The sequence below is a fragment of the Neobacillus cucumis genome, assembly GCF_023715505.1.
Window position 1 is genome coordinate 58,686 of record NZ_JAMBOH010000019.1, and the last position, 14,611, is coordinate 73,296.

Genomic DNA, 14,611 nt, shown 5'->3' on the forward strand with positions numbered 1-14,611 from the left:
CTTTTTTTATAGACGGTCTTTTATCTTCGTAATGATGCTCTCTGGTGTAAATCCGTATTCTTTAGCAATCTTATCCCCTGGTGCAGATGCGCCAAATGTACGAATTCCAATGACAAGTCCTTCTCTGCCGACATATTGTGCCCAGCCTTGTGGTGAAGCTAATTCAATCGCCACGTTAAGTTTAATGTCATTTCTAAGGATAGATGCTTGGTATTCAGGAGTTTGCTGATCAAATAGTTCCCATGACGGCATGCTGATAACACGTGTACTGATTCCTTCCTTTTCCAGACCAGTTTTAACATCTAGGGCAAGATTTAATTCAGAACCAGTGGCAATCAGTTGAACAACAGGTGTTTCAGCTGTTGTACAGTCAGCCGCAATATATGCACCTTTAGTTACTAGATCATTTGCCGTAGCAGCATCCGTGTTAACAGTCAGATTTTGTCTAGTTAAAACTAGCGCTACAGGACCATTTTGATTTGTTACAGCATATTTCCAAGCTGCTGCTGTTTCGTTAGCATCCGCTGGGCGTATCACGGTTACATTTGGAATGCCGCGCAGAGCAGATAATTGTTCAATTGGCTCATGTGTTGGTCCATCTTCACCGACAAAAATGCTATCATGAGTAAACACGTAAACAACTGGTAAATTCATTAGTGCCGATAATCTGATAGCCGGACGAAGATAATCAGAGAACACAAAGAAAGTCGAACCAAACGGTTTAACGCCGCCGTGAAGGGCCATACCATTTACGACGCCACCCATGGCAAACTCGCGTACTCCATAATAGACGTTTCGTCCTTCATAAGAGCCTTTTGCGAATCTGCCTAGGTCTTTCATATGTGTCATGGTTGAAGATTCAAGGTCAGCAGAGCCCCCAATTAAATTAGGAATTTTTCTAGCAAGTGCGTTTAGCACTTGTCCTGAAGCCACTCGAGTGGAAATGGTTGTGCCTTTCTCATAGACAGGTACTTCCTGATCCCAATCTTGTGGAAGTTCGCCATTAACCTCCCTTTCAAGGCGTTCACCCAATGCAGGGAACGCTTGCTTATACTTACTAAACAATTGGTCCCATTGCTGATTCGCTTGTATTCCTTTGGTTTTAACTTCGCTCCAATATTCCTTTACTTCTTCTGGAACATAGAAGTCTTCTTGCGGCCAGCCGTAAAATTCTTTTGTTAATTTTACTTCCTCTGCACCAAGCGGTGAACCATGTGTACCTTGATGTCCACCTTTTCCGCCTTTGTTCGGGCTTCCGTAGCCAAGAGTTGTTTTCACTTCAATTAAAGTAGGTTTGTTTAACTCTTTCTTTGCCTCAACAAGAGCCTCTTCAATAGCCGCTAAATTATTTTCTTCTTCCACTCGAAGGACTTGCCAGCCATAAGCTTCAAAACGTTGGGCCACATTTTCAGAGAATGAAAGATTTGCTTCCCCATCAAGGGTTATATTGTTAGAATCATAGATTAAAATTAATTTGCCTAATTGCAGGTGGCCGGCTAATGAAGCTGCCTCAGCAGAAACACCTTCCATTAAGTCGCCATCACCGCAAATTGCATATGTATAATGGTCAATAAGCGGGAAGTTTTCACGATTATATACGGAAGATAAATGCGCTTCAGCCATCGCCATTCCGACACCCATGGCAACACCTTGGCCTAAAGGTCCAGTCGTTGCATCTACACCTGCTGTATGCCCAAACTCAGGATGTCCTGGGGTTTTGCTTCCCCATTGTCTAAACTGTTTTAAATCCTCGAGTGACACGTCATATCCACTCAAATGCAATAAGCTATATAACAACATCGATCCATGTCCTGCAGAAAGAACGAAGCGGTCACGATTAAACCACGTTGGGTTTGCAGGGTTATGATTCAAGACTTTTGACCATAAAACATGACCGGCAGGCGCCATTCCCATTGGCATCCCTGGATGACCAGATTTTGCTTTTTCGATTGCATCAATCGCCAGTGTTCTAATGGTATTGACTGTAAGCTGTTCGACTTGCAATTTATCAACTGTTTGACTCAAAAGGCATCTCCCCTTTATAACAATAGAAATAAGTGTAAACTTAACATCAGGGCTATTATTTTCTAATAGCCCTGATTTTTTAATTAAGTAGTTTTAAACCTTTTTAATTAACGAAAGATAACGTCGTTCCAGCGAATTTCGTTATTGAATGCATGAGTGTTTGTATCATTATTAATTACTAGGAATTCAATTCCAGCTAGTTCAGCAAAATCTCTAAGCTGTTCAGTTGTTACCTTATATGAGAAGCCTGTGTGGTGGGCTCCGCCAGCTTGGATCCAGTTCTCAACCGCTTGACTTAAAGATGGCTGAGTCTTCCATAATACGCGTGCAACAGGAAGCTTTGGCATATCCTTTTCTAGCTTTACCGCATCCACTTCATTCACAAGTAGACGGAAACGATGTCCAAGGTCCACGATGGTTGCATTCAATGCTGAGCAGCCGCCTTTTCCATCAAATACAATTCGTGCAGGGTCCTCTTTACCGCCGATTCCAAGTGGATGAACCTCTATTTTCGGACGAGTGGCAGAGATGGTTGGGCAAACTTCAAGCATGTGAGAACCAAGAACCATTTCATTCCCTGGCTCAAAATGATACGTATAATCTTCCATGAAGGATGTTCCTTCATTACCTGCAATAATTTTCATTAATCTAACAAGTGCTGCTGTTTTCCAGTCACCTTCACCAGCAAAACCATAGCCTTGTTCCATTAAACGCTGTACCGCTAGACCAGGAAGCTGACGCATACCATGTAAATCTTCAAAAGTAGTTGTGAATGCAGTGTAGCCGCCTTCAGTTAAGAATGCTTTCATACCAAGTTCAATTCTAGCTTGATAACGGATGGAATCACGAACTAGACCATCTGTAAGTCCTTCTGGAGTAATATCATATTGCTCCTCATATTCAGCCATTAACTGGTCAATTTCTAGTTCTGTTACATCATTCATGCGTTGAACGAGGTCACCCACTCCGTAACCGTTGACTGTCCAGCCAAACTTGATTTGTGCTTCAACCTTATCACCCTCTGTTACTGCTACTTGGCGCATATTATCACCAAATCTTGCAACCTTAAGGTTCTTGCTTTCCTCAAATGCTGCTGCTGTTCTCATCCAGCTGCCAACTCGTTCTCTAACTTCTGAGTTTTCCCAATGACCAACAACAACTTTACGCTTTACTTTCATGCGCGCTGCGATGAATCCATGTTCACGGTCACCATGGGCCGCTTGATTCAAGTTCATGAAATCCATATCGATTGAATCCCAAGGGATATCACGGTTAAATTGTGTAGCTAAATGTAGATAAGGCTTTTGAAGAGAAGAAAGGCCGGCAATCCACATTTTTGATGGTGAGAATGTGTGCATCCACGTAATGATACCAGCACAATTTTCATCCGCATTTGCTTCGAGGATCAATTTGCGGATCGAATCTGAATCCTTTACGACGGATTTAAAAATTAATTTATAAGAAACAGCCGGATCATTATCTAATCCGTTTACAATTGTTTTTGAGTTTTCTTCTACTTGGCGAAGTACATCTTCTCCGTATAATAATTGACTTCCTGTTACAAACCAGAATTCATAGGCTTTTGTAGATAACATTTTAGTTCCTCCTAAGGTAGAAAATATTATAGTAATTTATTAAATTTGTACTCTTCAACCAGTCATCCGTACAAGTTATCTCGGATTACGGCATTTAGTAATCTATTAGACTACTTCTGTCCGTAATATGCGTTAGCACCATGCTTACGAAGATAATGTTTATCAAGCAAGAATTGGTCGATCGGCTTTATTTGCGGGTTAAGCGTAAATGTGTTTAACGCCATTTTGGCCACTTCTTCTAAAACAACTGCATTGTGAACCGCTTGGTTGGCATTTTTCCCCCAGCTAAATGGAGCATGTCCTGATAGTAAAACGCCCGGCATGGCCACAGGGTCATATCCTTCTTTTTCAAAGGTTTCAATAATGACATTTCCTGTCTCAAGCTCATAGCCACGATCAATTTCCTCCTGGGTAAGGGTACGTGTACAAGGAATTTCTCCGTAAAAATAATCCGCATGTGTCGTCCCAAGTGCTGGAATTGGAAGTCCAGCTTGAGCCCAGCTCGTTGCACCCGGTGAGTGAGTATGAACAATTCCGCCGATTTGCGGGAATGCCCGATATAATGCGAGGTGTGTTGGTGTATCGGAAGAAGGTCTTAAGCTTCCTTCCATGATGTTTCCATCTAAATTTAATACAACAAGGTCATCGATTTTCAACTCATCGTAAGGTACACCACTTGGTTTAATAACGACAAGGCCTGTTTCACGGTCAATTCCGCTCACATTTCCCCAAGTAAACGTAACTAAACCATGTTCTGGAAGCGCTAAGTTAGCTTCCAGAACTTCTCTTTTCAAACGTTCTAACATACGGTTTCTTCCTCCTTATTCTCTAATAAGAATACGTTTACAAATCTAATAAAATTTTTTTAATCTAAAAATGATTAATAGCTTTAATTCAGTCATTCTATAAAAATAAATTTAATATACGTACAAGATATTTAATAAGGGTGACAACTTATCAGTAATTCCTACAAGTCAATCAAACAACTTTAACTTGTACGTATAACCTTGATTAGATTTTACCATTTATCTGTTTTTTTTCAATGGTATTTTAATAATTAATTTACGTTTTTTTTATATTTACTTTAGATTGGTTATTGCTGCTCTTTCGATTGCAAGTCCGTTGGTATAACGCTTCATAAACTGCTCAAATCCCTCAACATCCTTTGGAACTGGAGAAACAGTCGTACCGGCTCTTTCTGAAAATACATTGTGGCTTAAATACTCTTCCAACGTTTCATTATTGCATTTGTTTATCATATAAGATGCAAGCAGCGCGATCCCCCATGCACCGCCCTCTCCTGCAGTTTCCATAACGGAAACAGGAACATTTAAAGCAGCAGCCATGATATTCTGCCCAACACCTTTTGTCTTAAACAGGCCGCCATGACCTAGGATTACATCTAGTTCCACTTCTTCTTGTTTAAGAAGAATATCCATACCAATCTTCAGCGCGCCCAATGCTGTATATAAATGTACACGCATGAAATTAGCCAGGTTGAAATTGCTATCAGATGAACGGACAAATAATGGACGACCTTCTTCAAAGTGGGTAATGTGTTCACCGGAGAGATAACCATATGCAAGTAAGCCGCCGCAATCCGGATCCCCTTGAAGGGCCAAATTATATAGAGTTCCATACAATTTATTCATGTCAACATCTATACCCATTGCTTTTGAAAATTCGTCAAACAATCCGACCCATGCATTCAGGTCCGAAGAACAGTTGTTGGAATGAGCCATCGCTACCAGATTACCTGTAGGTGTCGTAACAAGGTCGATCTCGGAATAAACTTTGGACAGTTCTTTTTCCAATACAACCATTGCAAATACAGAAGTTCCGGCTGAGACATTACCTGTACGCTTTGCTACACTGTTTGTCGCAACCATACCTGTTCCAGCATCACCTTCCGGCGGACAAAGTGGAATACCAGCCATTAGCTCTCCGGTAACATCCAGAAGCTTCGCTCCTTCTTCTGTAAGTACACCAGCGTTTTCACCCGCTACTAAAACTATTGGCATAATATCTTCAAGTTTCCAAGACAGATTATGAGGTGCAATCAATTCATTGAATTGTTTGATCATGGTCTGATTAAAGTTCTTCGTATTCAAGTCAATTGGAAATACACCGGATGCTTCCCCAACTCCCAGCACCTTTTCGCCTGTCAGTTTCCAATGGATATAGCCAGCTAGGGTTGTCTGGAAGCTAATGTCAGCAACATGTTCTTCCTGATTCAAAATCGCTTGATACAGATGCGCAATACTCCATCTTTGAGGAATATGGTAGTTAAATAGTTCTGTCAGTATTTTCGAAGCCTGTTCGGTAATATTGTTTCGCCAGGTTCGAAAAGGCACCAGTAGCTCTCCATCCTTGTCGAAAGCCATATAGCCGTGCATCATCGCACTAAAGCCGATTGCCCCTACTGTTTTTAGGGTAACTCCATATTGCTGTTTCACATCCTCAGCCATTTTTTGATAGCTGTCTTGTATACCCTTCCAAATATCCTCAACACTATAAGTCCAAATATTGTTCACATAGCTATTTTCCCAGTCATGGCTGCCAGATGCGATGGGTGCATTATCTTCTCCAATGAGAACTGCTTTGATTCGGGTTGAACCAAGTTCAATACCGAGTACTGTCTTGCCAGTTTGAATAGCATTTTTCACATCAAAACGCATGTAATTTCCCCCCTAATTTATAGAAACTTCTTTAATTTGGTTGATAGATATTATCCAGTTCATTTGAAAAATCAGTATTGCTGTCTTGATAACATTATTGGTTATCCTTACAACTCACTTAAGTATCAAAACTTGTACGTATAACTCAATTTAAATTTTACCATCTAAGAATTTTTTTTCAATGCCTTTTTATATTAATTTAGTAGTTTGGACTATTTATTCATTATTTTCTTTCCCCAAATAACGGTACCTTCTTGATTCATACCAGTGAAAACCAAAGTTCCCCTCCAGTTCTCCCAATCCCATGCGGGAAGAACTTTAACAGTAAAGTTCCAATAGTCCTTTGGAGCTACTCCAGGATCATAGATAGACAACAGTAATGTGTTTTGCCCGGTTAATTTCCAATAACTTTTCCCTTTGCCATCCTTAATTTTCCCATTACGTAATAATTGAAGATTGGTAGAAGCTTGCATTGAATCATCAAAGCGATTGAAGACAATCCGCTGCCAGTTTCCTATTAGATTGGATTCCATCACTTTTTGCTCTTTCTCACCTGCATACCGTTCAGGTGAAACTAGCGGCCAGCCATCCTCGGTCCAAATAATTTTTCTTACATGTAAATGCGACCAATATTTATCCTCTCCGGCTCTGGCATTGTGAATAAGATAATAGTTTTCTCCATCTTGAAGTAATCCATTATGTCCTGTTCCCATCCATCCTGGATCTTTTCCGAAAGAATAAGGCGCTAAAATTTTACTTCCGGTATTAAAGGAGTCGTCGCCTGGGTCAATCATGTCCTTATGGTTATAGTCTAAAAATGGCCCTGTGATATTTTTAGAGCGGGCAACCCTCACATTATACGTATCTTCCAGCCAGTCATAAGAAACAGTTAAATAATAGTAACCCGTTTTTTTGTTATAGATTATTTCTGGGCCTTCAATTCCAGCATTCATGTCCTTCCTTTGGGCAAGCAATGTTCCTTGATCATTAGGATTTACTAATTTACCGGTATTTTTATCGACCTTTGTAATAAAGATCCCACCAAAATAGGATCCATACACCATCCACGGCTGGCCACTTTTATCAATGGTTATGTCTGGGTCGATCGCATTAACTGTATTTCCGTCGCCTTCTTTCGATTTAAAGACAGCTCCTTCATCCTTCCAAGGACCTTCAATATTGTCGCTCGTCGCTAGACCAATATAAGAATTCCTTTTCCCTACCTCAGAAACAGAATAATATAGATAGTATTTTCCATTCATTTGAATGACGTTTGGCGCCCAAAATGTTGTTCCATGCGTCCAATCCCACGCCTCTTCGGAAACTTGTTCAAACACACGGCCAACGAATTGCCAATGAATTAAATCCTTGGATTTCCTGATTTGGATCCCAGGAGTTGGCGGTGCCCCGACCATATAATCGGTAGAAAACACATAATACCAGCCATCCGCTTTAATAATGGCTCCATCATGGGTAAAATTAGTCGTCCACTTCTTTTCATCATAAAGAACATCGGAGTTAACATTTTTAACTGGCGTTTTTGCCGGGGCTGAAGGCAGTTTTATTCCTGTAAAATCATTTTCCTTTGGTTGGTAGTGTTTAAACCCAAAGATAGACGCTGGGATGATGATTACAGCTAACAACACACCAATCAGAATCACTTTAGTTTTTGTTTTCATTCATTATTCTCCCAATCTATGAAACGACACTAGTATTTTTTGATAAGAAAAGGCACTTATCAAAACAAGTGATAATAAGTGCCCTTACGTTTTCTTTCTATTAAACTGTGAATGCCCATTATAAATGCACTAACAATAATTTAATTGGATCAACCTTTTACACCGGAAATCGCAATTGATTCAATGATTTGTTTTTGGAAAATAATGAATACAATTAGCATTGGCAATAACGCTACCATAGATGCCGCCATAATTAGCGGGTAGTCACTTTGAATCGCGTATGATGCATTAAAGTTTGCAATAACTAGCTGCAACGTTTGTTTCTCTGGAGAGTTCAAATAAAGAATTGGACCTAAGTAATCATTCCAGATTCCCATGAACCAAAGGATTAACTGGGCAGCTACCGCTGGCTTGATTAATGGGAAGATAATCTTATAAAAGATTTGGAAATAAGAGCATCCATCAATTTTTGCCGCTTCGATGATTGAATTTGGAATGCTCGTTAGGAATTGCCGTAAAAAGAAAATCATAAATATGTTACCAAACAATCCAGGGATAATTAATGGTAACAGGCTATCAACCCAGCCAATTTTTGAAAACATAATAAATTGCGGAATCATAAGAACTGGATATGGAATCATAACGGAAGCAAACAGCATGATGAAAATTTTATTCTTACCAGCGAAGTGTAACTTTGAAAAGGCAAACGCTGCTAAGCTGGATGTGAATGTTCCGATTACCGTAACTGTCACAGCTACAATTAAACTATTTCCGATACCAGATAAGAGCGGACCCATATCCCAGATTTCGGCGTATTTACTAAAAGAAATTGTTTCAGGAATCCAAACTGGTGGTAAGGCAAAGACATCTTCTTTTGATTTAAGGGATGTGGAAAACATCCATAATAACGGAGCTACCATGAAGATTGCTCCAATACTTAGTAAGGCAAAAACAAATATATTGGTAATTCTATTTTTCTTTTTTTCAGACATGGGTTCTGCTTTAACCGTCTTTTTTGCCATTGCAACTTCCATTTTTCAAGCCCCTTTCTATAACACTTTTATTCTCGTTCTTAATCCAAATCAAAAGAATTTTTCTCGTTGATTTTAAACTGGATTAAAGTAACAATAAAGATGAAAAGTCCCAGTACCAAGGCCATTGCAGATGCATAACCTAATTGGAAGTTACCAAATGCTTTTTGCCAGATGTAGAATACAACCGATGCGGAGCTATATTCAGGACCACCGGTTGGGGTCATAACGTTAATCTCCGTAAAGATTTGAGCACCGCCAATAATATTTGTAACGATAATAAAGAAGGTTACTGGTTTTACCATTGGCAAAGTAATGTACCAAAAAGATTTGAACGCGTTCGCTCCATCTAACTTAGCGGCTTCATAAAAAGATTTAGGAACACTTTGAAGTGCTGCTAAATACAATAACATCGTATAGCCTAAGCCCTTCCAAACCGCCATAATAATTAAGGCAGGTTTTACTGTGCCTGTATTTTGCAGCCAGTTTGGACCCTTTATGCCAAAAAGATCTAAAAATTGGTTAACTAAACCATAATCGCCATTGTAAGCCCACTGCCATAAAATTGAGATTGCAGCAAGTGAAGAAATAACCGGAATATAATAGAGAACTCGGAAGGTATTTGTTCCAGGGATCCCTCTATTTAAAGCTAAAGCAAGCAATAGTGCTAATACAATGCCAATCGGAATTCCCAGCATCATAAAGATGGTATTATACATAGACTTATAGAAATATTCATCTTGAAATAAATTCTTAAAGTTTTCTAGTCCGATAAAATTCATCTGTCCTAAGCCGTTCCAATCCGTAAACGCCCCGTAGATCGAATATAATAGAGGAACCAAAGCAAATATGAGGAATCCTAAAACCGGTGCCGCTATAAATAAATAGGCGTATCTTTGTTCCGTGCGATACAGCTTGGATGTTGTTTTCATCTTTCCCACCCTTTCACATGTCTTGTCGAGACATCTCCCTTTCTCTAAATTTCTTATGACTAAAAAAGTTAGATAAAAGGAATAAATGGTGCTAGCAAACTTCCTTAAACTAGCACCATTTACATTATGTCAAAAACGATATTATTTCTTTGCAGATTGTTTTTCTTGTTGAATGGCGGCGTCTAATAATTTTTGCATTTTTGGCTGTTCTTCTTTTACATACTGAACAGCTGTTTTCTTGCCATCAAGTACAGGCTGAATGTTTTTAAAGAATTCATCATACCATTCACTAGTATAAGTGAACTCACCTGGGAAGCTGCGGCCATAATCATTGATAATATCTAAGAATTCTTGCTTGTTTGCTGGCTTAATAGAAGTATTAGCAGCCCACTCTTCAGCAACTTTCACGCTGTTTGGAAGCTGGATTTGTGCATCAACTAATGCTTGTTGTCCTTCTTGGTCAGCAGATAGATAGGTAGCTAATTCAGCTGCTGCTTTAGCATTTTTAGTAGTAGCTCCTACACCAATTCCAAGTGAACCGATCCATGCAGCAGTTTTTCCAGTAGAACCAACTGGCCATGGAATTAAATCATATTCAAATGGTAATGTTGCATATGTCGCCATATCCCAAGGACCTACAGGGAAGAATGCTAATTGACCTTTCATCCATCTTTGGTATGTGTCTAGTGTTTGTGCTTCAGAGATAGATGGAGTCACTTTGTATTTGGTTTGCTGATCTGCAAACCATTGTAATGCTTCAATAAATTTAGGTTCATCGATCGTTACTTTTGTATGTGTTTTATCGATGAAGTCTGCACCATTACTCCAAACGATTGGCTGCAATGACCATTGTACGTTAAATCCTGTACCGTATTGATCAACTTTTCCGTCACCGTTTGTATCTTTTGTTAACTGCTTTGCTACATCAATAAATTGGTCTAAAGTATATGGCTTATCTTTGTCAGGAAGTGGAATTCCTGCTTTTTCAAACATTGTTTTATTGTAGCCTAGTGCGAATCCGCTGATATCCTTTGGCAAACCGTAGATTGCGCCTTGGCCAAGTTCTTTGCCATCAAAACGGTATTTATTAATACCCTTTTCCCACATATCACTTAACTTAACATCTTTTGAACCTTCAACATATTTCGTGATATCCAGTAAGATTCCAGAGTTTACATATGCTTTAACTTGAGCTGGGTTATAGAAGAAAACATCCGGAATTTTGTGTCCTGCAATCGCAGCTTTTAATTTTGTATCATATTGATCTGGAGCTACAGATACAACAGTTACTTTTACATTTGGATGAGACTCTTCATATTTCTTAACAGTTGATTTATAGGCTTCTAATTCTTTAGGCTGACCGCGAAACATAAAAGTAAGTTCTGTTTTGCCGCCGTCTTTACCTCCACTAGATTGATTACCACATCCTGTAAGGATGGAACCAATCACCAAAATCGCTAGCAACAAAAGTGCGCTTATTTTTTTAGATGCTTTAAACAAGTAAATCCCTCCAATTAAATTGATTTAAAAATTGTGTAAAAATTAAAACCATTGGAAGCGTAATCACTTTTCAATAAAAAATAAAGTGTTAATGTTAGTAAACTAGTTAACTCTTTATTTTAGATGTACGGACATGTAAAAGTGATTAGATATGAATCCCTCCTAAAAAGCCCCTCTTTATTAAGATTATAAGTCTTAAGTATGATATCTATAAGGCTTTTTTTATCGATTTTTGTAAAACCGTGAAAGCGTATTCCTTATATTTCAAATATTAATATACCTGTTCGTACATGTCAATCATTTTTCTATTAATTTTTATTTTTTGTACGTACGTGTCAAATGGTTGATTTATAAGCTTTTTATACGATAATAATCGATCTGCTTAGATTCTTTCAACAAAGCGCCAGATAAAATTCTTTTCAATGAACATTAGACTCATGATTTTTCGTGTTAATTAGTAACTTTTCTAATGGATTCGACACTAATTAACTTCTTTTATTAAAATTTTTATTATACTTGAAAAGATAAATAAAAATTTTTCATAGTTTTTTTTAATTATTTTTGTTACGATAATGTTATAAAACTGTTGTACGTATAAGTTGAAGGTTTTTCATACAAGTTGAAAGAAGGTGATACCAATGGCCCAGAAGACGAAATATAATATGGTAAAGGAAAAAATAACAGAATGGATTACAAGTGGGAAGGTACAACCTGGAGAAAAGATTTATTCTGAAAATGAACTGGTTAAAATGTTTGGGGTCAGCAGACATACCGTCCGTCAAGCCGTTGGGGATTTAGTCCATGAAGGATGGCTTTACCGAGAACAAGGAGCAGGTACTTTTTGCTCGAATAAATTGTTACAACCAAATGTGGAATCTGAAATGATTTCTCCTATTCAAAGTTTAAATACAAATGGGAAAAATATTGGCGTTATTACAACATATATTTCTGATTATATTTTTCCGTCTATTATCAAAGGAATTGAATCTTATCTAACAGCACAAGGTTACTCACTAACGTTTGCTTGTACGGATAATGATGTGGAGAAAGAAAAACAATGCCTGCAAACGATGCTGAACCGAAATATTGATGGTCTAATCGTAGAGCCGACCAGAAGCAGTAATTATAACCCTAACATTCATTACTACTTACAATTAGAACAAAATAATATTCCCTATCTTATGATTAACCAGTTTTATTCTCAGTTGATGCCTCCTCATATCATTATGAATGATGAACACGGTGGTTTTATTGCTACTGAACATTTAATCAATCTTGGCCACGAGAAAATAATTGGCCTTTTCAAAACGGATGACCTTCAGGGAGTCAATCGGATGCAAGGGTTTATCCGCGCATTTAGAGAACATAACCTCCCGTTTTTCCCGGATATGGTTATTACCTATACAACAGAAGAAAAGGATAATAATCTAGTGGAGCAATTACAGCAGTTTTTCACGACAGATGATAAGCCAACGGCAATTGTTTGTTATAATGACCAGTTAGCATTGCAGGTTTTATTCATGTTAAGAGGAATTGGCTTAAGCGTTCCTGAGGATGTTTCCATTGTCGGATACGACGACTCTTCCTTGGCGGAAGCTACAGATGTTAAACTAACATCTGTTACGCATCCGAAAATGGATATGGGGATTGAAGCGGCAAAATGGATTGTTTCTGCTGTAGAAAAGCGCGGCAGCATTGAGCACTCAACGATTTATGAACCAGAACTGGTCGTCCGAAACTCTACCTCAGCATTAGATAAAAACCCAAAAAATTTAAAAGAAAAACACCAAGACCAGACCTATTAGGACTGGTTTTTTGGTGTCTTGTAGATTAATTTTGAATTTGTACAATATCCATACTGGCTACCCCTTACGAACATCTTTCCTTTTTTTTCTTATCCACGTTATGATAGATAAAATAAAAGAAAGGCAAAAGAGGAATGTATAAAATACCCAAGGATCATCAATAACTACTTTTGACTGCCAAGGCCAGAGATATTTTTCCATACATATTTTCAGCTCCTAATACACCTATAATCCACTTCTAACCATTGATTTATTTGAAAATTTCCTGCGAATACAGGCCACGATAAATAAGAAAAAGGGAATAATTATCCACCATATTAAACCCATATACCCTAAATTTTTTATAGAATACCAATGTTCTGAAGTGCTCCTTGATATGGTTAACCCTAAGATAAATGTGATTATCGATATAGGCATTACCAATACCCTGCTGTCACGCAGGTACAACAATAGCTGCACCCCCCGAATGACACCATAAAGTTGTAACGACAATTTAAAGAACGCCGTTCCCACAAAATACAATATTCCCAATGCATCCAGGTTTTCAAGAAAATCTGCAACAGATATAACTTTGACTAATCTGTACAGGGGATAGGTACTAGTTGAAAAGGAACCCTCACCAAAGGTAAGAACAGCTAGTGCATCAAAAGCGGCAAGGAGGAATCCGTACAAAACAGACGCTAAGAGAGTGGGTTTTATTATACGTTTCGAATCTATCACTAATGTCCAGATCATCGCCAATTCAAGGGTTTCCGAAAATGACTGCTGAATCCCGTTTGGCCATACCGCTTTCCAAATACGACCCCATCCTTCCCCTAAAACCGGCTCTAAATGCTTAATATCAATTATATCCGAGGAGAAAATTAAGACGATCTCTAGTAAAAATAAAACTAAGATGACTGGTAAAATCATTTCGGCAAGGCGGGCTAGAACCTCAATCCCACTATACAAAGCATAAGAGATGGCAATCATAAACACACCAATTATGACCCAATTAGGTGTTCCAGGCAAAATGGTGGTGGGGATAAGATCCTTTATATCGCCAAGTGTTCGTCCAGCGTTATATAAAAAATGAAGCATATAGAACCAAGCAAGGGGAACACCGATCCATTGGCCAAACTGGGCGGGAAACCATTCAACTAGAGTCAATCCCGGCTGAAGACGCATTAAGATGAGATACAAAATAATGAGGCATGTCCCAATCACCGTACATATTAAAGTAGATAACCAAGCATCACTACCTGCTGCAGAAGAAAATCCAAATATGACAGAGGTACCAATCTGAAATACTAGTGTAAGCATAAATAATTGGCTAATTGAGATTCTCTCCATGGTCTCCCACCACCTGACCCATTTTTTGTTAAAT

10 protein-coding genes are annotated in these 14,611 nt (G+C 38.5%); 1 reads left to right on the forward strand and 9 read right to left on the reverse strand.

The features are described from left to right. Window positions 1-6 precede the first annotated feature (6 nt). The 8 genes from tkt to M3226_RS22105 all read right to left on the reverse strand — a co-directional run bounded on the left by tkt (window position 7) and on the right by M3226_RS22105 (window position 11,440). Window positions 7-2,025: a transketolase gene (gene tkt, locus M3226_RS22070; RefSeq protein WP_251570696.1), complete on the reverse strand. Its 2,019-nt coding sequence runs from the start codon at window positions 2,023-2,025 to the stop codon at window positions 7-9. A 107-nt stretch (window positions 2,026-2,132) separates the two neighbouring features. Then, window positions 2,133-3,620 carry an L-arabinose isomerase gene (gene araA / locus M3226_RS22075; RefSeq protein WP_251570698.1) on the reverse strand — a complete coding sequence of 496 codons (1,488 nt, stop codon included), beginning with the start codon at window positions 3,618-3,620 and terminating at the stop codon, window positions 2,133-2,135. A 110-nt stretch (window positions 3,621-3,730) separates the two neighbouring features. Next, complete coding sequence (gene araD / locus M3226_RS22080; RefSeq protein ID WP_251570700.1) at window positions 3,731-4,426, reverse strand: L-ribulose-5-phosphate 4-epimerase; 696 nt, start codon at window positions 4,424-4,426, stop codon at window positions 3,731-3,733. A 273-nt stretch (window positions 4,427-4,699) separates the two neighbouring features. After that, window positions 4,700-6,298, reverse strand: coding sequence for a xylulokinase (locus M3226_RS22085; RefSeq protein WP_251570703.1), 1,599 nt, complete (start codon window positions 6,296-6,298; stop codon window positions 4,700-4,702). A gap of 212 nt (window positions 6,299-6,510) precedes the next feature. Beyond that, window positions 6,511-7,977 (reverse strand): arabinan endo-1,5-alpha-L-arabinosidase, encoded by a 1,467-nt coding sequence (locus M3226_RS22090; protein WP_251570705.1) that lies wholly within the window; start codon window positions 7,975-7,977, stop codon window positions 6,511-6,513. A gap of 149 nt (window positions 7,978-8,126) precedes the next feature. Further along, on the reverse strand, window positions 8,127-8,969 hold the full coding sequence (locus M3226_RS22095) for a carbohydrate ABC transporter permease (protein ID WP_251570751.1): 843 nt from the start codon (window positions 8,967-8,969) through the stop codon (window positions 8,127-8,129). Between the two features lie 80 nt (window positions 8,970-9,049). After that, window positions 9,050-9,940, reverse strand: a complete 891-nt coding sequence (locus M3226_RS22100; RefSeq protein WP_251570706.1) for a carbohydrate ABC transporter permease — start codon at window positions 9,938-9,940, stop codon at window positions 9,050-9,052. A 141-nt stretch (window positions 9,941-10,081) separates the two neighbouring features. Then, complete coding sequence (locus M3226_RS22105; RefSeq protein ID WP_251570708.1) at window positions 10,082-11,440, reverse strand: ABC transporter substrate-binding protein; 1,359 nt, start codon at window positions 11,438-11,440, stop codon at window positions 10,082-10,084. A gap of 638 nt (window positions 11,441-12,078) precedes the next feature. On the opposite strand from M3226_RS22105, the gene M3226_RS22110 reads away from it, so the two are divergent. Next, window positions 12,079-13,245: a GntR family transcriptional regulator gene (locus tag M3226_RS22110; RefSeq protein ID WP_251570710.1), complete on the forward strand. Its 1,167-nt coding sequence runs from the start codon at window positions 12,079-12,081 to the stop codon at window positions 13,243-13,245. Window positions 13,246-13,470: 225 nt separating this feature from the next. On the opposite strand, the gene M3226_RS22115 is transcribed toward M3226_RS22110, so the two are convergent. Further along, the gene (locus tag M3226_RS22115; protein WP_251570712.1) at window positions 13,471-14,577 is read right to left on the reverse strand and encodes a GerAB/ArcD/ProY family transporter; all 1,107 of its coding nucleotides are present in this window, start codon (window positions 14,575-14,577) and stop codon (window positions 13,471-13,473) included. Window positions 14,578-14,611: the final 34 nt, after the last annotated feature.

Excerpts from the sequence above, each read along its gene's own strand:
- araA (WP_251570698.1), bottom strand. The coding sequence starts at position 3,620 with ATGTTATCTACAAAAGCCTATGAATTCTGGTTTGTAACAGGAAGTCAA.
- araD (WP_251570700.1), bottom strand. The coding sequence starts at position 4,426 with ATGTTAGAACGTTTGAAAAGAGAAGTTCTGGAAGCTAACTTAGCGCTT.
- M3226_RS22085 (WP_251570703.1), bottom strand. The coding sequence starts at position 6,298 with ATGCGTTTTGATGTGAAAAATGCTATTCAAACTGGCAAGACAGTACTC.
- M3226_RS22090 (WP_251570705.1), bottom strand. The coding sequence starts at position 7,977 with ATGAAAACAAAAACTAAAGTGATTCTGATTGGTGTGTTGTTAGCTGTA.
- M3226_RS22095 (WP_251570751.1), bottom strand. The coding sequence starts at position 8,969 with ATGTCTGAAAAAAAGAAAAATAGAATTACCAATATATTTGTTTTTGCC.
- M3226_RS22100 (WP_251570706.1), bottom strand. The coding sequence starts at position 9,940 with ATGAAAACAACATCCAAGCTGTATCGCACGGAACAAAGATACGCCTAT.
- M3226_RS22110 (WP_251570710.1), top strand. The coding sequence starts at position 12,079 with ATGGCCCAGAAGACGAAATATAATATGGTAAAGGAAAAAATAACAGAA.
- M3226_RS22115 (WP_251570712.1), bottom strand. The coding sequence starts at position 14,577 with ATGGAGAGAATCTCAATTAGCCAATTATTTATGCTTACACTAGTATTT.